26 protein-coding genes are annotated in these 18912 nt (G+C 53.0%); 19 read left to right on the top strand and 7 right to left on the bottom strand.

Annotation, left to right across the window (positions count from 1 at the left end; translation table 11 throughout):
• Window positions 1-47: 47 nt before the first annotated feature.
• The 5 genes from astA (at window position 48) to BEI65_RS16840 (ending at window position 6708) form a co-directional block, all read left to right on the top strand.
• A complete protein-coding gene (astA, locus tag BEI65_RS16860) occupies window positions 48-1082 on the top strand; it encodes an arginine N-succinyltransferase (RefSeq protein WP_099064315.1) in 1035 nt (344 codons plus the stop codon).
• Window positions 1082-2554, top strand: a complete 1473-nt coding sequence (gene astD, locus BEI65_RS16855; protein WP_099064314.1) for a succinylglutamate-semialdehyde dehydrogenase — start codon at window positions 1082-1084, stop codon at window positions 2552-2554. Before astA ends, astD begins: the two co-directional genes overlap by 1 nt.
• Before the next feature lie 83 nt (window positions 2555-2637).
• Window positions 2638-3978 carry an N-succinylarginine dihydrolase gene (gene astB, locus BEI65_RS16850; RefSeq protein ID WP_099064313.1) on the top strand — a complete coding sequence of 447 codons (1341 nt, stop codon included), beginning with the start codon at window positions 2638-2640 and terminating at the stop codon, window positions 3976-3978.
• A gap of 11 nt (window positions 3979-3989) precedes the next feature.
• On the top strand, window positions 3990-4973 hold the full coding sequence (astE, locus tag BEI65_RS16845; protein WP_099064312.1) for a succinylglutamate desuccinylase: 984 nt from the start codon (window positions 3990-3992) through the stop codon (window positions 4971-4973).
• Window positions 4974-5625: 652 nt separating this feature from the next.
• Window positions 5626-6708, top strand: a complete 1083-nt coding sequence (locus tag BEI65_RS16840) for a porin (protein ID WP_099064311.1) — start codon at window positions 5626-5628, stop codon at window positions 6706-6708.
• 88 nt (window positions 6709-6796) lie between these two features.
• On the opposite strand, the gene BEI65_RS16835 is transcribed toward BEI65_RS16840, so the two are convergent.
• Together BEI65_RS16835 and BEI65_RS16830 are read right to left on the bottom strand one after the other, a co-directional pair.
• Window positions 6797-7021, bottom strand: a complete 225-nt coding sequence (locus BEI65_RS16835; RefSeq protein ID WP_099064310.1) for a biofilm development regulator YmgB/AriR family protein — start codon at window positions 7019-7021, stop codon at window positions 6797-6799.
• 130 nt (window positions 7022-7151) lie between these two features.
• Window positions 7152-7343 (bottom strand): YebW family protein, encoded by a 192-nt coding sequence (locus BEI65_RS16830; protein WP_012145560.1) that lies wholly within the window; start codon window positions 7341-7343, stop codon window positions 7152-7154.
• Window positions 7344-7569: 226 nt separating this feature from the next.
• On the opposite strand from BEI65_RS16830, the gene lysM reads away from it, so the two are divergent.
• The 5 genes from lysM (at window position 7570) to BEI65_RS16815 (ending at window position 10452) form a co-directional block, all read left to right on the top strand.
• Window positions 7570-8016 (top strand): peptidoglycan-binding protein LysM, encoded by a 447-nt coding sequence (gene lysM, locus BEI65_RS16825; protein WP_099064309.1) that lies wholly within the window; start codon window positions 7570-7572, stop codon window positions 8014-8016.
• Window positions 8017-8303: 287 nt separating this feature from the next.
• Complete coding sequence (locus BEI65_RS27010) at window positions 8304-8444, top strand: hypothetical protein (RefSeq protein ID WP_165366775.1); 141 nt, start codon at window positions 8304-8306, stop codon at window positions 8442-8444.
• A 23-nt stretch (window positions 8445-8467) separates the two neighbouring features.
• Window positions 8468-8632 carry a hypothetical protein gene (locus BEI65_RS27005; RefSeq protein ID WP_020827317.1) on the top strand — a complete coding sequence of 55 codons (165 nt, stop codon included), beginning with the start codon at window positions 8468-8470 and terminating at the stop codon, window positions 8630-8632.
• A gap of 97 nt (window positions 8633-8729) precedes the next feature.
• On the top strand, window positions 8730-9671 hold the full coding sequence (locus tag BEI65_RS16820) for a pirin family protein (protein ID WP_099064308.1): 942 nt from the start codon (window positions 8730-8732) through the stop codon (window positions 9669-9671).
• A 427-nt stretch (window positions 9672-10098) separates the two neighbouring features.
• Window positions 10099-10452 carry a DUF1304 domain-containing protein gene (locus tag BEI65_RS16815; RefSeq protein WP_099064307.1) on the top strand — a complete coding sequence of 118 codons (354 nt, stop codon included), beginning with the start codon at window positions 10099-10101 and terminating at the stop codon, window positions 10450-10452.
• Between the two features lie 28 nt (window positions 10453-10480).
• Here the strand turns inward: BEI65_RS16815 and BEI65_RS16810 are convergent, their stop codons facing one another.
• On the bottom strand, window positions 10481-10867 hold the full coding sequence (locus BEI65_RS16810) for a helix-turn-helix domain-containing protein (RefSeq protein WP_012145556.1): 387 nt from the start codon (window positions 10865-10867) through the stop codon (window positions 10481-10483).
• Between the two features lie 457 nt (window positions 10868-11324).
• Complete coding sequence (locus BEI65_RS16805) at window positions 11325-11537, bottom strand: YccJ family protein (RefSeq protein ID WP_012145555.1); 213 nt, start codon at window positions 11535-11537, stop codon at window positions 11325-11327.
• A 201-nt stretch (window positions 11538-11738) separates the two neighbouring features.
• Here BEI65_RS16805 and BEI65_RS16800 point away from each other — a divergent pair, with 201 nt between their 5' ends.
• Window positions 11739-11978 carry a DUF2766 family protein gene (locus BEI65_RS16800; RefSeq protein WP_085117202.1) on the top strand — a complete coding sequence of 80 codons (240 nt, stop codon included), beginning with the start codon at window positions 11739-11741 and terminating at the stop codon, window positions 11976-11978.
• 41 nt (window positions 11979-12019) lie between these two features.
• Here the strand turns inward: BEI65_RS16800 and BEI65_RS16795 are convergent, their stop codons facing one another.
• A complete protein-coding gene (locus tag BEI65_RS16795; protein ID WP_099064306.1) occupies window positions 12020-12253 on the bottom strand; it encodes a YobH family protein in 234 nt (77 codons plus the stop codon).
• Window positions 12254-12416: 163 nt separating this feature from the next.
• Here BEI65_RS16795 and mgrB point away from each other — a divergent pair, with 163 nt between their 5' ends.
• The 5 genes from mgrB to BEI65_RS16770 all read left to right on the top strand — a co-directional run bounded on the left by mgrB (window position 12417) and on the right by BEI65_RS16770 (window position 15255).
• Window positions 12417-12575 (top strand): PhoP/PhoQ regulator MgrB, encoded by a 159-nt coding sequence (gene mgrB / locus BEI65_RS16790; RefSeq protein WP_165366353.1) that lies wholly within the window; start codon window positions 12417-12419, stop codon window positions 12573-12575.
• A gap of 99 nt (window positions 12576-12674) precedes the next feature.
• Complete coding sequence (locus BEI65_RS16785) at window positions 12675-12947, top strand: YebO family protein (protein ID WP_099064305.1); 273 nt, start codon at window positions 12675-12677, stop codon at window positions 12945-12947.
• Window positions 12948-13092: 145 nt separating this feature from the next.
• The gene (locus BEI65_RS16780) at window positions 13093-13407 is read left to right on the top strand and encodes a phage protein NinX family protein (RefSeq protein WP_099064304.1); all 315 of its coding nucleotides are present in this window, start codon (window positions 13093-13095) and stop codon (window positions 13405-13407) included.
• Window positions 13408-13474: 67 nt separating this feature from the next.
• Complete coding sequence (locus tag BEI65_RS16775) at window positions 13475-13711, top strand: DUF4060 family protein (RefSeq protein WP_012145549.1); 237 nt, start codon at window positions 13475-13477, stop codon at window positions 13709-13711.
• Window positions 13712-13887: 176 nt separating this feature from the next.
• Window positions 13888-15255, top strand: a complete 1368-nt coding sequence (locus tag BEI65_RS16770; RefSeq protein ID WP_099064303.1) for an amino acid permease — start codon at window positions 13888-13890, stop codon at window positions 15253-15255.
• Between the two features lie 39 nt (window positions 15256-15294).
• Here BEI65_RS16770 and BEI65_RS16765 read toward each other — a convergent pair whose 3' ends face one another.
• A complete protein-coding gene (locus BEI65_RS16765; protein WP_099064302.1) occupies window positions 15295-15585 on the bottom strand; it encodes a hypothetical protein in 291 nt (96 codons plus the stop codon).
• Between the two features lie 222 nt (window positions 15586-15807).
• On the opposite strand from BEI65_RS16765, the gene BEI65_RS16760 reads away from it, so the two are divergent.
• From BEI65_RS16760 to cspE, 3 genes are all read left to right on the top strand, one after another.
• Window positions 15808-16806 carry an MBL fold metallo-hydrolase gene (locus tag BEI65_RS16760; RefSeq protein ID WP_099064403.1) on the top strand — a complete coding sequence of 333 codons (999 nt, stop codon included), beginning with the start codon at window positions 15808-15810 and terminating at the stop codon, window positions 16804-16806.
• Between the two features lie 875 nt (window positions 16807-17681).
• Window positions 17682-17798 (top strand): DUF2627 domain-containing protein, encoded by a 117-nt coding sequence (locus BEI65_RS16755; protein ID WP_071593021.1) that lies wholly within the window; start codon window positions 17682-17684, stop codon window positions 17796-17798.
• 41 nt (window positions 17799-17839) lie between these two features.
• A complete protein-coding gene (gene cspE, locus BEI65_RS16750) occupies window positions 17840-18049 on the top strand; it encodes a transcription antiterminator/RNA stability regulator CspE (RefSeq protein WP_002221949.1) in 210 nt (69 codons plus the stop codon).
• Window positions 18050-18101: 52 nt separating this feature from the next.
• On the opposite strand, the gene pgeF is transcribed toward cspE, so the two are convergent.
• Window positions 18102-18818 (bottom strand): peptidoglycan editing factor PgeF, encoded by a 717-nt coding sequence (pgeF, locus tag BEI65_RS16745; protein ID WP_099064301.1) that lies wholly within the window; start codon window positions 18816-18818, stop codon window positions 18102-18104.
• Between the last annotated feature and the right edge of the window lie 94 nt (window positions 18819-18912).

The raw sequence follows: 18912 nt of genomic DNA, 5'->3' as shown, positions 1-18912 counted from the left end.
GGGCTGCGCCTTCACCGGCGCAGCCTGATTAAGAAGAGGTTCGCATTATGATGATTATTCGCCCTATAGAGCGTCGCGATTTGGCTGATTTATTGACGCTGGCCGGTAAGTCCGGCATCGGTCTCACTTCCCTGCCGCAAGATGAAGATACCTTGTCGGCACGCATTGAGCGGGCGTTAAAAACCTGGCAAGGCGAACTTCCGCAAAGTGACCAGTGTTATCTGTTTGTTCTGGAAGACAGCGAGCGCCAGCAGGTGGTCGGGGTGTGTGCCATTGAAGTGGCCGTGGGGCTCACGGAACCCTGGTACAGCTTCCGCGTTGGCACTCAGGTGCATGCGTCCAAACAGTTGAATGTGTATAAATCGGTGCCGACGCTGTTCCTCAGCAACGATCACACCGGCCATTCCGAACTCTGTACGCTGTTCCTCGATCCGGACTACCGCCACGGCGAAAACGGCAAGCTGCTGTCGAAGGTGCGTTTCCTGTTTATCGCCGCTTTCCGTGAGCGTTTCTCCGCCCGGCTGATTGCCGAAATGCGCGGTTTTTCCGATGAGAACGGCCGTTCGCCGTTCTGGGAGAGCGTAGGCAACCATTTCTTCTCCATCGAGTTCGCCAAGGCGGACTACCTGAGCGGCACCGGCCAGAAGGCGTTTATCGCTGAACTGATGCCGAAACACCCGCTGTATGTCGATTTCCTGGCCGAAGACGCGCAAAAAGTGATTGGCGAAGTGCATCCGCAGACGGTACCGGCGCGCCGGGTACTGGAGTCGGAAGGCCTGCGTTATCAGGGCTATGTCGATATCTTCGACGGCGGCCCGACGCTGGAAGCGGAAATCGACCAGATCCGTGCGGTCAAACAAAGCCGCCTGGTGAAAGTGGTACTGGATGAAACGCCGATGCGCGCCGATGCGCCGGTTCATCTGGTGGCTAACGATCATTATCAAAATTACCGCGCACTGCTGGTCAATGCCGATCTGTATGACGACCGTCTGCATATCAATGCGGCCACCGCTGCGGCGCTGGGCGTTGAGCAAGGCAGCCCGGTGCGGGTTATCCCCCTTATTGCACAGGAGAAAGCGTAATGTCCCATCCTGCACTGTTTATTAATGGCACCTGGCAGCAGGGCCATGGCGCTGAATTCAGCAAAACCGATCCGGTCGACAATCAGCCGCTGTGGCAGGCTAACGCCGCCGACGGCAGTGATGTTGCCGCCGCCTGTGAAGCGGCTCGTGCTGCTTTCCCGGCCTGGGCGCGCACGCCGTTTGAACAACGTGAGCAATTGGTGAAGCGTTTTGCCGCGCTGTTGGAAGAGCACAAGGCGCATTTGGCAGCGACCATCAGCCGTGAAACCAGCAAACCCCGTTGGGAGACGCTGACCGAAGTTCAGGCGATGATCGGCAAAGTGGCGATTTCCCTGCAGGCTTATCAGGCGCGTACCGGCGTAAGCCAGACCGCGATGGCGGATGGCGCTTCGGTGCTGCGTCACCGGCCGCACGGCGTACTGGCGGTGTTTGGGCCTTATAACTTCCCCGGTCATTTGCCTAATGGGCACATCGTACCGGCGCTGTTGGCGGGTAACACGGTGGTGTTTAAGCCGAGTGAGCTGACGCCGCAAACCGCCGAGGAAACCCTGAAGCTGTGGCAGCAGGCCGGTTTGCCTGCCGGGGTGATCAATATGGTGCAGGGCGGACGTGAAACCGGCGAGGCGCTGGCCGCCAGTACCGATATCGACGGCCTGCTGTTTACCGGCAGTGCCGGCACGGGGTATCACCTGCATCGTCAGCTGGCGGGGCAGCCTGAGAAGATCCTGGCGCTGGAAATGGGCGGCAACAACGCACTGATTGTCGATCAGATTGAAGACTGCGATGCGGTGGTCAACCTGGCGATCCAGTCGGCCTTTATTTCCGCCGGTCAGCGCTGTACCTGTTCGCGCCGTATTCTGGTGAAACGCGGCAGCGAGGGCGATGCCTTTATTGAGCGTTTGGTGCAGGTGGCGAGCGCCTTGCGCATTGGCCGCTGGGACGCCGAACCTCAGCCATTTATGGGCGGGGTGATCTCTTCGGCGGCGGCAGAAAAAATGCTGGCGGCGCAACATCACCTGCTGTCTCTGGGCGGCAAAGCCTTGCTGACCATGCAACGTCTGGAGAGCGGCAGCGCGTTGCTGAGCCCGGGCATTATTGACGTGACCGGCGTGCAGAATGTGCCGGACGAGGAATACTTTGGCCCGCTGACCACCATCATTCGCTATAACGATTTTGATGAAGCGGTGCGTATCGCCAACCAGACGCGCTATGGCCTGTCGGTCGGGCTGGTTTCGCCGCAGCGTGAGCGTTTTGATCACCTGCTGTTGGAGGCGCGTGCCGGTATCGTCAACTGGAACAAACCTTTGACCGGGGCTTCCAGTGCGGCACCGTTCGGCGGTGTGGGGGCCTCTGGCAACCATCGCCCAAGTGCCTACTACGCAGCGGATTACTGCGCCTGGCCAATGGCATCGCTGGAGAGCGAAAGCCTGACGCTGCCGGCCAGTCTGTCGCCGGGACTGTCATTTAATTAAGTTTTACCCGTCGCCTTTCAAGCCGCAGCGTTATTACTGTAGGGGTGCAGCATGCAGCGCCCCTACAATATCAGGAGAACAGCATGTCAGGATATGAAGTCAATTTCGATGGTCTGGTGGGCCTGACGCATCACTACGCCGGATTGTCATTTGGGAATGAGGCCTCGACCCAGCACCAGAATAGCGTGTCGAACCCGAAACTGGCGGCCAAGCAGGGGCTGCTGAAGATGAAGGCGCTGGCAGACCTCGGCTTCCAGCAGGGAGTATTGCCACCGCAGGAACGCCCGCACGTGCCGATGCTGCGCAAATTGGGTTTCAGCGGCAGCGGTGAAAGTGTTTTGGCACAGGCGATGCAGCAGTCGCCACGTCTGCTGTCTGCGCTCAGTTCGGCCTCTTGCATGTGGACCGCCAATGCGGCCACGGTGTCACCTTCGGCGGACAGCGCTGATGGCAAGGTGCATTTCACCGCCGCCAATCTGAACAATAAATTCCATCGCGCGATTGAGGCCGAGACGACTTCCGGCGTACTGCGAGCGATGTTTAACGATCCCCGCCATTTCGCCCATCATGAGGCCTTGCCGCAGGTGGCGCTGTTCGGTGACGAAGGTGCGGCTAATCACAACCGACTGGGCGGCGACTACGGCAAACGCAGCGTGCAGATGTTTGTTTACGGCCGTCAGGAGTTTGGGGGTGAAATTGCCCCAACGCGTTATCCGGCACGTCAGACGCGTGAGGCCGGGGAGGCGATTGCCCGTCTGCATCAGTTGGACGAGCAGCATACGGTGTTTGTGCAGCAGAACCCGGAGGTGATCGATCAGGGCGTGTTCCATAACGACGTGATTGCCGTCAGCAACCAGAACGTGCTGTTCCATCATCAGCAGGCTTTTTATCGTCAGCAGCAGGCGTTGGATGAAGTGCGTCGCAAGATGGCGACGCTGGACACCGAACTGGTGGTGATTGAAGTGCCGACGACGCGGGTGTCCGTGGCGGATGCGGTGGCAACCTATCTGTTCAACAGCCAGATCCTGACCAAACCCAACGGCAAAATGATGATCGTGGTGCCGGAAGAGTCGCGTCAGCACAGCGGCGTCTGGAGCTATCTGAGCGAGATGGTGTCCGGCGGCGGGCCAATCGATGAAATCAAGGTGTTTGACCTGCGTGAAAGCATGCGTAATGGCGGCGGGCCGGCCTGTTTGCGGCTGCGTGTGGCGTTGAATGAGCAAGAGCTGCGGGCGGTTAATCCGCGCGTGATGATGAACGATAGCCTGTTCGTCACGCTGAATGAATGGGTCGATCGTTATTACCGCGATCGTCTGACGCAAAATGATTTGGCCGATCCGCAACTGCTGCGCGAAGGGCGTGATGCGCTGGATGCCCTGACGACCATCCTCGGGCTGGGCTCGGTTTATCCTTTCCAACAATAGGCGGAGCCACCATGTTTGATTTGTTGGCCCTGACGCTGGCGGGACAGGTCCCGGTTGAGCAACAGGGCGAGAACGCGAATTTGCACTGGCACTGGCTGGGGGAAGGCCTGCTGGAGATCACCCCACGGCAGGATTACCGCCAGGCGGTAGTGCTGTCAGCGGGTATCCACGGTAATGAAACTGCCCCCATTGAGCTGTTGAATCAGTTGGTCAATGATCTGCTCAGCGGTAGCCGAACCTTAGCGGTTAGGCTGCTGGTGGTGCTGGGCAACCCGGCGGCGATGCGTGCCGGTAAGCGTTATTTGCACAGTGATATGAACCGGATGTTTGGCGGCCGTTATCGTGATTTTGACCACAGTGGTGAAACCGCGCGGGCACAGCAACTGGAGCAGGCGATCGCGGAGTTTTTCGCCGATGAGGACGCTGCCCGTTTCCATTATGATCTGCATACGGCGATCCGTGATTCACGCCTGCCGCGCTTTGGTATTTTGCCTTTCCAGACGCGGCCTTACAGTGCCGAGATGCTGGCCTTGCTGGATGCCGCCGATCTGGATGCCCTGGTGATCCACAGCGCGCCGGGTGGCACTTTCAGCCATTTCTCCAGTGAGCATGCCGGCGCTGCCAGCTCCACGCTGGAACTGGGCAAGGCGAGGCCGTTTGGCAGCAACGATCTGCAGCAGTTTGCCGCCATTAACCGTGCGTTACAGACGGCGGTGAGTGATGAGCCTTTACCGCAACGAGCGGCGGATACCTTGCGGCTATTCCGCGTTGAGCGCTCGCTGATCAAGCGTAGTGAAGACTTCAGGCTGCATCTCAGTGATGATACTGCCAACTTTACCGAGCTGAAGCAGGGCACGCTGTTGTGTGAGCAACCGGGAGAAGAGTACCGGGTACAGCATGCCAGTGAGTGGATATTGTTCCCTAACCCTGGCGTTGCACTTGGGTTGCGTGCCGGTATGGTACTGATCGAAGCGCCACGCAGCACGCTGTATTGAACCGTTCTTCCTAAATACGTTTTTATACTTGCCGTGTTTGAGGTTGTAGTGATGTTGGCTGCAACCTTAAATAACGGCGGTATATCATGCTACCCCTTCCGCTTATTTCCCCTTCTTTATATTCCGCTGTTCAATGTTTTTTATTTTTTTACCTTTCATCTTCGCCAAACCTCTTTTTGATGGTTTGACTTCGATTAATTATTCGAAGCGGTAAAAGCTTGGCTTAAAACACGGGTAAATGTCCTAAATGACCAGCGCGACTTTACTCAGATAAAAATGTGAAATAAGTAACGTTATTAATAACCATGCTAAGTTTCATGATATTTATGAAACGAATGGAAAGCATACAAAAAGAAACTAAATTGCACCAAATTAGTGCATTGCACCAATGTGGTTATAACTTATGTGCCAAAATATAATGAAAATCAATGGTTTGATTGGTTGTGGTGTTGTAATATTTAGTTACAAATAAACATGCTTTATCCACGGTGTTTTATGAACTTTTTATTTGAAGTTACGATTCATGATGCTAATGTCACATGGCTCCTTTATTAGGGGCGCTCATAAAACGCTAAATGATAAAGATCACAGCCCAAACCATAAATTGGGCGTGATGGGCAGGAATTAAAAATTATAATATCTAGGAAAATAAATGATGAAACGCAGTGTATTAGCCTTAGCTATTGCCCTCGGGGCAATGACCTCCTTTGCCAACGCGGCTGAAATTTATAATAAAGATGGCAATAAACTCGACCTGTATGGTCGTGTAGCGGCCAAACATGTTTTCAGCGATGATAAATCCGAAGACGGCGACAAGACTTATGTCCGTTTCGGTTTTAAAGGCGAAACGCAAATCAATGACCAACTGACCGGTTATGGCCAGTGGGAATACAACGTTCAGGCCAACCACGACGAAGCGCAGGGTACCGCGGGCACTAAAACCCGTCTGGGCTTTGCCGGCCTGAAATTCGCTGACTACGGTTCATTCGATTACGGCCGTAACTACGGCGTTGTGTACGACCCGGAATCCTATACCGACATGCTGCCGGAATTCGGCGGTGACTCCTATAGCTACACCGACAACTACATGACCGCACGTTCCAACGGCCTGGCAACTTACCGTAACCGTGATTTCTTTGGCCTGGTTGAAGGTCTGAGTGTTGCGTTGCAGTACCAGGGTAAAAACGACGGTGATGGCCGTGGCGTGACCAAACAAAACGGTGACGGTTACGGTATGTCCCTGGATTATCAGGACATCGGTGGTTCTGGTATTGGTGTAGCGGCGGCGTTCTCTGACTCCAACCGCACCAGTGCGCAAAAAGAATTGGCTTACGGCAAAGGCGACAGCGCAACAGCCTGGACCACGGCAATCAAGTATGACGCCAACCAGGTTTACCTGGCAGCCATGTATGCCGATACACGTAACATGACGCCAATCAGCGGCAATGGCGTGTCTGGCTTCGCCAACAAAACGCAGAACTTCGAAATGGTGGCTCAGTACCAGTTTGAGAACGGTCTGCGTCCTTCTCTGGCCTACGTGCAGTCCAAAGGCAAGGATATCGAAGGGATTGGTGATGTCGATCTGGTGAAATACGTGGAAGTGGGTGCGACTTACTACTTCAACAAAAACATGTACACCTATGTTGACTACAAAATCAACCAGTTGAACGACGATAACAAGTTGAAACTGAGCACCGATGATATCGTGGCAGTGAACTTGACCTACCGTTTCTAAGTTTCAACGCTATTACCTTCTTCCTGTGTCGGGAACCAAAAGGTAATCAGGCAGAGCGCGAGCTCTGCCTTTTCTATTATTGGGGCCGCTATCCTTTCGGGGCTTGCCCCATCACCTCAATCGCCGAGCGCAAGGTGGCAAAGCGCTGCTGATTGGTCTCATGCTCAATCTCGTTAACCAAATGGGCCAGAATATTATTGCCAGAAATTTTTTTATTGAGATTGATCAGTTGGATCACTGCGCCGCCGACCACCAGGCTGACGTCGCGTAACAGGGTTTCATAATGTTCGTTTGAGAGGGTAGATACGGGCATCACGCCGTCTCCATATCGTTCGGGTGAAGCAATTTAGCAAACTGGCGGCATAAAGCATTGTAGGCAGACCTGTTTTCCGGTGAATTCAGAAATTCCTCAGAGGAAAGTAGCGGAAAACTTGTTCGATAGTTTACATCGGCGCATATTCGTTGGCAGGCAACCAGAAGCCGTCGATAAAATCCTCAAACGGAAAACAACCGGCATGGCGCAGGTTCTGTTCCTTCATGCTGATCAGACACTGGCGTTCGTCGCGCAGTACGTCAACCACGATATCGGCACAGCCGCCATCCAGATAACAGACAAACATCACCAAGGCGTACATTGCGTCTCATGTCCTTCACCCAATCCTTCCATACCTATATTGTAGGTAAAGTCGGCGATTGTTTCATGCCGGGCAGGTGCAACTGGACAGTTTGGCAACTAAATGTGGCACTTTCGGATTACTCTAACCGCTTAAAACCGCAGGGCCAATTGAATATCCCTCTTGCAGTGCTAAGCTTAACAAGCCTCAAGTCAACGCAACATTGTAACCATCGAAAGGAGTGAATATGGGTTTGTTTAACTTCGTCAAAGAAGCGGGCGAAAAGCTGTGGGACACAGTGACCGGCAATGCGACTGCCGAAGATCAAAGCGCCAAACTGAAGGACCACCTCAATAAGACCGGTCTGCCGGGTATTGATAAGGTTGATGTGCAGGTGGTTGACGGTAAAGCCGTGGTGACTGGTGACACAGTCAGCCAGGAACTGAAAGAGAAGATCCTGGTGGCCGTAGGGAACGTCGCCGGCATCAGCGGTGTGGAAGACAAGGTGACGGTTGAACAAGCCGCCGCAGAAAGTCGTTTCTATACCGTGAAGAAGGGCGATACCCTGAGCGCCGTTTCGAAAGAAGTGTATGGTAATGCCAATCTGTACAACAAGATTTTCGAAGCGAACAAGCCAATGTTGTCCAGCCCGGACAAAATCTACCCGGGGCAGGTACTGCGTATTCCACAGTAACCGCGACACATTCTGCCTGGCCGGATCTCTGGTCGGGCTTTTTTATGCCATTTGGTATAAGTTGGTCTAATTATTTTATTGTTTTAATAAGTGTTGAGAATGCTTCCTGTTCTTCGCCGCATCAGTCAGGGGAGAATATTGACCCTGGCGAGGAAAGTTGATAGCGTCTTGCCACTCTTGAGGTCTGAGCGGCATTGGGCGCGGAATCTGACAAACCTGCAATGGCGGGCTTTTTATCAATCACCCCTCACAAAAACGTTAACGCGTGATGAGTTAAGATAGATTCTGTGAAACAACAACGTAATACCTCACAAGATAAAAACTACCGTGAAACTTTGGGAGACGCGCAATTTGCTGTCATTGTGCTGGCGATAGCGTCCTGCTCCCTGATCATCTTTACGCTGTCAGTCACGCTGTGGCTGACATGACGTCTTTCAATGCAGGGGATAAAATGGAGCACAATCTCCACGATGAAACCAAGCTGCTGGCTGTTATCGGCTTACTGGTTTCCGTGTTGTTAGTGGTATCAATACTCTTTGGTGTGACTTACTTCTCCGATCTGAAGCATGCTCGCGATGAAGTCGATATCAAAGGCTGCTACATCAAGGCATCTTAGCGCTCAGACCACCCAGGTTACGTTCTGGCCGCCGGCTCATGGTAAGCTGGCGTCCGGTTACTCACTCACCTGTGTGACGTTCTGGAGGCGTTTTATCATGAGCAATTCCCGCCCAACTCATTCTTCATCTTCCCGTGATTGTCCTGTGGTTGACGGCATCCGTCAGATCCAACGCATTGCCGTACGCAACGCCGAAGTCGGCGGTATTGAGATCAATCGTGCCTTGCCTACCCGTGAACGCCGTACTGTGGGGGCCTGGTGTTTTCTCGACCATGCCGGTCCGTCGGTATTCAGTGGCTCCTCGCAGGGGATGGACGTCGGGCCGCATCCGCATATCGGCCTGCAAACCTTTACCTGGATGATTGAAGGTGAAGTGCTACACCGTGACAGCCTGGGCAGTGAACAGGTGATACGTCCCGGCCAGGTCAATCTGATGACTGCAGGGCAGGGTATCGCGCATACCGAACAGTCAACGGGCGAACAGCGGCGTTTACACGCCGCGCAATTGTGGATCGCGTTACCTGCCGAACATGCCAATATGGCACCACGCTTCGATCATTATCCTGATTTGCCGTGCTGGCAACGCGACGGGGTCAGGCACACTTTGTTGGTGGGCGAGTTTGAACAATATCGTTCCCCGGTGTTCACTCTTTCGCCTTTAATCGCCATTGATTTGGAATGGCTGGCCGATGGCTATTTGCAATTACCTCTGCGAGAGGACTTTGAAATAGGATTTTTGCCCCTTATTGGTGCATTTGAGGTTAATGATGAAAAATTTTCACCTGATGAGTTTGCCTATTTAGGTAAAAATCTTAACCGTATCGAGTTACATGCCAGGAAGGGTAGCCGTGCATTATTAATCGGCGGACTCCCTTTAAACGAAGAGATTCTCATTTGGTGGAACTTTGTCGGTCACAACAAGCAGGAGATTACTCAGGCGCAACGTGACTGGGAACAGGGGAATACACGTTTTCCCGAAGTTAGCGGCTATTATGGTCAACGTATGACCGCGCCACGCCTGCCCTGGAGCGATGTTTGATATCATCAGGCTATAACAAACTAATGGTTTTATTCATTTCGCTCTATTAACGTTAAATTAATGTGATCGAAATTCCATGTTTGGGCGTAAATATAGTTTATCTGGTAAATAGTGATCTGGCGCAAATAAAAGGTCGGAGCAGTGGATTAAGATAAATCTCAAGAAGTGATGTTGTCCACCGCTAGTCAGAAGCCTGTGAGGTCATTATGAGCCAAGTACTCTATCGTGCAAGATTATCCCATGTTGTTATTGCAACGGCGGCGTTTTGGATCACCATCGCAGCCATGTTGGTTGTCGCACTAAACTAACTCTGAATGATTATGCAATAAACCCGCTACGGCGGGTTTTTTTATGCCGGATTATTCGCAATATTCTGAGTGCGGTTATACTGGTTAAACCTAATCCCAGATTAACCCCGTAAAATAAAATGATAATTCTTTCTAATATAATCGTGTTGTTAATTGCCGCGATCCATTTGTATATCCTGATCCTGGAAATGTTCCTTTGGCAGAAACCTACTGGCAGGCGAGTGTTTGCTACCACCGCAGAATTTGCTGCGGCAACCCGGGTGCTGGCAGCCAATCAGGGGCTGTATAACGGTTTTCTGGCGGCAGGACTGGCCTGGGGTGTCTGGCGCAACGATCCGACGGTGCAGCTGTTCTTCCTCGGCTGTGTGCTGGTGGCGGGCGTGTTTGGCGGGCTGACGGCCAGCCGTAAAATCCTCAGGGTGCAGGCGCTGCCCGCGTTAGTGGGGCTGGTGGTGGTCCTTTGGGCGCATTAGCCCGCCGTTGACGGCGGCGGGAAAGCGGTCAGGCGGTCTTCTGATGAATGACGTGCAGCGGCGGGGCGATGTGCAAATCCACGCTTAAATCCTGGCGAAAATCATAAGGTGTGATATCGAACCGCTTTCTGAACATATAAGTGAAATGTGACTGTGAGCCAAAACCAAAATCGAGGGCGATGTCGAAAATAGAAGCGTCACTGCTACGCAACTGGTAAACCGCGCCGGCCAGTCTGCGCTCACGGATGTATTTGCCCAGCGAAATCCCGGTCGCTTCTTTGAACAGTTTCTGCATGTGCCACAGAGAGTAGCCGGAGTATTCGGCCAGCTCTTCGAGATGGATCACTCTTCCAAGGTGAGTTTCGACCCATTTACTGAGGGCGCAGACTAATGAGAGGTGATGTTCTTGTATCATCAGTGCGTCTGTGTGAGATCTACATAGCGCTGAAGTATACACAACTTGCCGCCACGGACAAAAAAGCCACCGACACCGAGGCGAAATTATTCGGAAAAACCATCGTCAGGTGGCTTGTCAGCCGGAAGGGAAAACGGCTAATCTGAGATTGGCCGCTACTGCCGATAGCAAAGTGGGTCAGATCGCAACACATAACAACCCAAGCAGATCCAGCCGTGACAATTCAGCGTTGATGGGGTGATCGCATGTTAATGACAGTGATTATTACTCTGGTTGTAATTGTAGGTGTAGCCGCTTTTATGGTGACACCGGTGATGAGAATGAATAATGCGGAAGGTGTGGGAGGTGAAGAGCCGTGATATCAGGGCAGAATATGACCCCCAATGGGGTTTGACAGACTACCGAAAAAGCCTGGGCACAGAGTGACCCGGGCTTTTTATTGCTGAGCATTAGCCGATTAAACGTTTTTCCGTTCCACGGTTTCTTCACCCCAGTACAGTTGGTCGGCGCTGGTTTTGGCAAAGGCCATTTGCAACGCTTCGTCACTGCCTTCTTCCCAGATTTTTTGTGCCAGAACCTCATCGTTTTTTGCCAGTTCAAAAATAGCCTCGGCGATCTCCACCGAAGTTTCACGCACGGTAGCCCAGGATTTCACATTGTGGTTTGCCATAACTTTCTCCTGTTGGGTTGTGGCTGAGGGTTGCGCCGAAAAGCGTGCCGCTCAAGGCTCAAGTATAGGTCAATTCAACCGGGCGTTTTGGCAGCCAATGCGCAACATCGTTGAAAATTCAGCGGCAAACGACCAGGAGGCGGTAAAGCCTCAGGCGGCATGCTATTCTGTGCGGCGTCTGAATTAAGAAGGAAAGGAATTATGTCCGACATGCTGAGCAACGATCAGGAATTGGCTTCCGACCTGGTGGCCTGCCAATTGGTGATCAAACAAATCCTGGACGTTATCGACGTTATCGCCCCCACCGAGGTGCGGGACAAGATGGCAAGCCAGTTGAAGAGCATCGATTTTACCACTCACCCAGCCGGTGCCGATCCCGTGACCCGGCGGGCGATTGAAAAAGCGATTGCATTGATTGAGATGAAGTTTACCCGCAGCTAATGGGGAAACCGCCGCTGAGCGACGGTTCTGAGCGGTGGTGATTAATCCACCACCGTTTCGACTTTCTTGAACAACGGGCAATCGGCCACGCCAATCACGCCGTTATCACCATGCAGATACTGGGCGATAACCAGGTTGCGTGCCGTCATGTACTTACACTGCAATCCCAGCCCACCGACGTTTTTATTGCTGCCGACCAACACGCCATAGCCCGAGAACAAAAACACCCCATACACTACTGCCAGCAGCACTGCCCATTTCACCAACTTACCCATTGTGACTCCTTGTTATTTATCGTCGTTGCGATATAGCCACGCTCCGGAGAAGGGGGCAATGGTAACAATCTGAAAAGTAGCCCTCAAGCCGGTTTCTAAACGACAGGTTAAACTTCGTTTAAGTTGGCTGTGATAGCATGCCCAACAAATTATCAAGATAACAATGAGGCTGCTAAATTTGTTACGGAAAAAAATCCTCGTGATAATGGCGTTCCTCGCTGCCTGCCTGTTCTTTTATCTGCTGGCGCTGGATAGCTATTGCGATGAGGGGGGCACATTCGCGTTGGGAGTTTGTTCTGTTACCCGCTTGATTCCCTGGTGAGATGCGAGGCAGTGCGTAACAATTTTCTATCAAGATGTTCGTGCCGGGGCCCGGAGTGCTAAGATGTCCGCCTGTTTTTAGCAGTAGATAGGGTTGTCCATGTACGATTTAGGTTTTGGTCCGAATAGCCTGGTGTCGCTGGTTGTCGCCGTGCTGGCACTGCTGGTGGGATTGTGGATCTGGTTCCTGGTGAATCGCGCCAGTGTGCGTGCCAATGAGCAGATCCGCCTGCTGCAGGAAATTGCCGAGCAGCAGCGTCAGCAAACTGCATTATTGAAAAGCCTGGCGCATAGCGCGCGCGGCGATAGCGTGACGGACGATGACGATCTCAGCCCGACGCTGGATTTCAAAGGTTTTATCCCCGAGCGTTAATCAAGATGCCTGTCGGGTGGCGTTGCCACCCGCCTCGCGCCGAAAAACATTAGTGTAGATAATATAAAAACCCATCCCATTGTCATAAATCTGTCGTATTAGCATCGTAATGTAGCGCCAACTCTACGAAAGATGGATAAAGCCGATGATTAAATGGTATGAAGAAAGCGACGCCGAGGTGAACCGCAGCATTGCGTTGATCACCGGAGAAAACCCGGATAAATGGTATCCTTACGGCGGTGTGAAAGGTAAAGATTATTGCAAGAATCCCTCCGATGCCTGGCCGATTATCTGCGCCAATAAAATCAGTCTGAATGCCGATGCTCAAAGCGACAGTACTCAGTGGCAAGCGCGCATGAGCACTCAGCTTGGCGAGTGGCAGGCGGACTGCAGCAGCCCCCTGCGTGCAGCGATGATCTGTTTCCTGCTGAGCCAGCAAACTAACGAAATGGTCCGTTGAAACACCAGAATTACTGATGACTTTCCCTTTTTATGACAACAGAACTTGTCTCTGGCGGAGCCTGTTTATGAAGCGCATTATTAAAGGTGATAAAAACTTGTCTCATCTGGTGGTTGCCCATGCGGCAATCGATCGTCACGCCGAAAGCTTTGGTCAGCGCCGACAGGGCTGGCCGTCAACCTATCTGATAAAATATCAAAACGATCGCGTGGCGGTAGAGGTGGTAACACGTCGCCAGTCCTACGTCGCAACGCTGATGATTGGCGCGCGCAATCTGACCAAGTTGTGCGGCCTGTCCGGTTAAAAACTCACCCCTTCTACGGTTATTCCCAGTATAAAATAGCGCCCTGGCCATCGTTGCCGGGGCGCTACTCCTTGATGCTCACGGGGTTAAGTGTTAAAAAGCCGCCCGCAGATACATTTATTGATTGGCGAAATCTTGCGCAAAAGCGGCAGGATCCCACGCCATATGAGGATAAGATGGGCGGTCAGCAGCAGGATACCCCGCTAAAACGCGGTTTAAAAAACAGACACATACAACTCATCGCCCTGGGCGGCGCCATCGGTACCGGCCTGTTTCTCGGCATTGCGCAGACCATTAAAATGGCCGGTCCCTCGGTGCTGCTGGGTTATGCCATTGGCGGTTTTATCGCTTTTCTGATCATGCGTCAGTTGGGGGAGATGGTGGTTGAAGAGCCGGTCGCCGGGTCGTTCAGCCACTTTGCCTATAAATACTGGGGTGATTTCGCCGGTTTTCTTTCCGGCTGGAACTACTGGGCGATGTTCATTTTGGTCGGCATGGCCGAATTGACCGCGGTCGGTATTTATATTCAGTATTGGTGGCCGGACATCCCTACCTGGGTTTCCGCCGCGGTATTCTTTGTCCTGATCAATCTGATCAACCTGGTTAACGTGCGGCTGTACGGCGAAACCGAGTTCTGGTTTGCCATCATCAAGGTGGTAGCGATTGTCGGCATGATCGTCTTCGGCGCCTGGCTATTGGCCAGCGGCAACGGCGGTCCGCAAGCCAGTATCGGCAACCTGTGGGAGCAGGGCGGCTTTATGCCACACGGCATTGAAGGGCTGGTGATGGCGATGGCGGTGATCATGTTCTCATTCGGTGGGCTGGAGATGGTGGGCATTACGGCCGCTGAAGCGGCCGATCCACGCCGTAGTATCCCCAAGGCCACCAACCAGGTGGTGTACCGCATTCTGATTTTTTACATCGGCTCGCTGACGGTACTGCTTTCGCTCTATCCGTGGGACAAAGTGGTCGAAGGCGGTAGCCCGTTCGTGATGATTTTCCATGCGCTGAACAGCAATCTGGTGGCAACCCTGCTCAATGTGGTGGTGCTCACTGCGGCGCTGTCGGTCTACAACAGTGGGGTCTATGCCAACAGCCGTATGCTGTTCGGGCTGGCGACGCAGGGGAATGCGCCCAAGGCGTTGACCCGGGTGAACAAGCGCGGTGTCCCGGTATTGTCGATCGCGCTGTCGGCGCTGGTGACCTCGGTCGGCGTGCTGATCAACTATGTGATGCCGGGGAAGGCCTTTGAGTTGCTGATGGCGTTGGTGGTCTCTACCCTGGTGATTAACTGGGTGATGATTTGTCTGGCGCATCTGCGGTTCCGCGCGGCGAAAAACCGTCAGGGCGTGATCCCAATCTTCAAGGCGTTGTGGTACCCGTTTGGCAACTACCTGTGCCTGGTGTTCCTCAGCCTGATTCTGGTGATCATGTATTTCAGCGAGGGGATCCGTATCTCGGTATTGCTGATGCCGGTGTGGATCTTGCTGTTGTGGACAGGCTTTATGCTGACGCGCCGCAAAGGCGCTAAAGTTCGGCGGTAATCTATAACGGAGGCGCTGTCTGCGCCTCCGGTTCATCCTTTAGCTGCGAGGCATAAAGGCATTGCCTGGGGTGGCGCGGCCTAATCCCAACAGCTTCCTGCACAGCAGGAACAGGGTGGTGATGACATCGATAGCGACCACGCTCAGCATCAGCATGCCCAGCATGAAGAAACTCACCAGCGCGCCAACCAACAGCACCAGTGGTGCCGGTACGCGCACCCGACGCAGTTTCATCGCGGCATACATTTTCCAATACTGCATCTGTGCCAGCATCGCGCTACGGATACGGCCCAGTCGAACACGTGATTTGCGTGATGTAGAACGGCTCATAACTTCTCCTTTTCTGAATGTCCTAATAAGTAAATCACAAGGATCTTAAGAGATGCTTAACAGGCTCTAGTCGGCCCTGGCATTCTTACAGGAACTGTGACAACACAATACCCGAAAAGGTCCCCCTGAGGTGAGCACGGTTCACAAAGCGTGCGGATCGCGTATCTTGTTATGCTGTCGAACCTGCCCGTGCAGGATGTCCGCAATGGTCGGGAGAGCAACTTGAAGATAACCAATCGTTACTATGATGCCGGCAAAGCGCATCATACCCCGCAGGGGTTTCGCAATCCGGAGCCTTCGCAACGTCAGGCGGGGGATTTAAAACGCTGGCAGGATGAGCGCAAACAGCTGGGGTTGCCCAAACCGCCGCAGATGGGCTATCCGCAGTTTACCCAGCGCTGGTGGCAACGTGCCGATCTTAGCGGCAGCGATAACAGTATCTGGTGGCTGGGGCATGCCTCGATGCTGCTGCGTCTCGATGGCCGTTATATCCTGATTGACCCGGTACTGTCGGAACGCGCATCGCCGTTCAGTTTTTATGGCCCGAAGCGAAAGACACCGCCGCCGTTGACGGTTCAACAGTTGCCGACGGTGGACATAGTATTAATTTCACACAATCATTATGACCATCTCGATCGACGCACCGTTCGGCAACTGGCGCGGCGATTTCCGCAGGCGACCTTTATTGTGCCGCTGGGGCTGAAGAATTGGTTCCGACGTTACCGCCTGCAGCGGGTAGAAGAGCTGGACTGGTGGGATAGCCTGCAGTTGGGGGATTTGACGTTTCACTGCACACCGGCGCGTCACTGGAGCATGCGCACCCTGTGGGACCGCAATCGCTCTCTCTGGTGCGGTTGGGTGATCCATCATCCGGCGCTACGCTTCTATTTTTCCGGAGACAGCGGCTATTCGGATAGTCTGGCAGACATTGGCACCCGTTTAGGGCCGTTTGACGTGGCGGCGTTGCCGATTGGTGCTTATGCACCACGCTGGTTCATGCAGGAACAGCATATGGATCCGCAGCAGTCGGTGACGCTGTATCAACAATTAAATGCGCCGCGGGTGATTCCGATCCATTGGGGGGTTTTTGAGTTGGCCGACGAGTCGTTGGATGAACCGCCGCAGCAATTAAATCTTGCTCTGAGTGCAGCGGGAATAGAGCAGCACCGGTTCCGGCCAATCAAAATTGGTGAGCGCATCGCGCTTGAGGCTAACTCTTAAGCGTTAATCCTGGTCCTGCAGGACGGACGCGAAGGTTGCCACCGCCTGCAGGCCAGCGCCGATGCGGGCTGTGGCCATTCCGTAGTGCGGGGCCCGGTTATCCCATGCCTGAGGTTACGCGTTGGCCTGAATGGATACCACGTGGAGAAAAAGAGAAAATAAATACGCCCGGTAGACATTCTTATTGACCGAGTAAATACCTGCGCGTTTTTTAAGATTTAATTTCGCTATAGATTCCCACACTCTTCAAGGTTATTGCCGTTATTTAACCCCCGTAATAAGTAATGTATTTCACTGCTGCTGCACGACAAGAGTGCGTAAATTCTGATTTTGCATGCTTATGCACCCTAAAGTGGCACGCTATTTGATTTTTGTTATGAGATCCCGGTTGCACAAATTGTGGCCACCCTGATTGAGAGCAATAATGAGCCTGGGTATTATTTCGTTGCCGGGGGCAGGGAAGTCGCGGACGGAAGGCGGTGCCAGCGTCGGGCCATCCAGATGGCAACCCGATGGTCGGATCATCCGATATCAAATGTGCCCGTTCATCGATATTCAAAAGTTGTATAAGAAATTCCATAAAGATTCAAATTTTTTAACGTTCTAAGCGTCTGCCTGGGGTTATATGTTGCAACATACATTGGTCAATCGGATGAAAGAATTGTTAAAATTCAGTCAGGGTGCGGAGTGTAGCGAGGTATCACTGTTAAGCAGAAAATAGCTAAGGCTTCAACATCTTTTAGTCTATTTAAGCTTATGTTGCTCTCGACCGTTTCAAATATGTGCGACAGCTCCACCAGTGATTAAAAATGGCTTGCCATCGAATACAGAGTATGTGATAACGCATCTGGGTAAAACGAGGTACAGTTCTGTATATGTGTGGCATTTTCAGTAAAGAAGTTCTGAGTAAAAACGTTAGCGTTGAATACCGCTTCTCTGCCGATCCTTATCTTAGTGCCTCAAGCAGTAACGACTCTAGTTTGTCTATGTAACGCCTCCGGGCGGTTTAAACAATCCAAAGGAAATACTCAAGATGGCAAAGATTAAAGGTCAAGTTAAGTGGTTCAACGAATCTAAAGGTTTCGGTTTCATCACTCCAGCTGACGGCAGCAAAGACGTGTTCGTACACTTCTCTGCAATCCAGGGTAACGGCTTCAAAACCCTGGCTGAAGGCCAGAACGTTGAGTTCGAAATCCAAGATGGCCAGAAAGGCCCATCTGCAGTAAACGTTACTGCAATCTAATCAGCGTCAGCTGTACAAAAAACCCGCCTTAGTGCGGGTTTTTTCGTTTCTGTTATCTACCGGTAATAATAATCCCCGCGTACTGATTTCGCCCGGTAATACCCGGATGCGTTGGGTCTTGCTCGCGCCGGTGACTGTTGCGACGGTAGCTGGTATATTTAAAACGCTGTGGCTGGTGCGGGTCGGTATTGGGGGTGCAGATGGTGCAGCTTCCGGCATGGTCAACGGCGGAAAACCCCAGTTCACGGAGTTTGGATTCGGCGATGGCGGCCAGATCCAGGTGGCGATAATGGGGACTGATTAAGGCCGCGGGCAGGGGTAACTGTTGCTTGAACCTTGCGACCAGTTCCTCGTTGACCTCGTAACAGCAGGGGCCGGCCGCAGGGCCAATGGAAGCCACCCAATTAGCGGTTGAGTCATCACGGCTGATACGCGCCGCCAGTTGCTCCAGAATGCCGTCCAGCAGGCCACGCCAGCCGGCATGCACGGCAGCAATGGCAGAACCGTCGTTACGGCTGAAAATCACCGGCAGACAGTCTGCCGTTAACACGCTGAGCAAAATGCCAGGCTGGGTGGTATAGAAGCCATCGGCTTCACCGCACCGTTGCGTCGTCTGCGTTACGTCAACAATACGAGTGCCATGCACCTGTTTCTTCTCCGGCAGGGTGACGCGGTAGGGCAGCAGGTGGCCGGGCAGCAGCGCACTTTTGTTGCCGAAACCGTGCTGAATGGCCGGTATGGCGTTGAGCAGTAGGGAATAATCGGTCATATAAGGTTTTTGCCTGCGTCAGAAAACTTAACGTCAGTGTAGCCAGTTTTTTTCCCGCTTGGCTAGGCCCTGGCGGGATGTACCTTGCATCACA

Source organism: Serratia sp. BW106 (assembly GCF_002607755.1).
Classification (GTDB): domain Bacteria; phylum Pseudomonadota; class Gammaproteobacteria; order Enterobacterales; family Enterobacteriaceae; genus Serratia; species Serratia proteamaculans.
The sequence above is the reverse complement of the archived record's forward strand: the minus strand, read 5'-3'. Positions and strand labels throughout refer to the sequence as shown.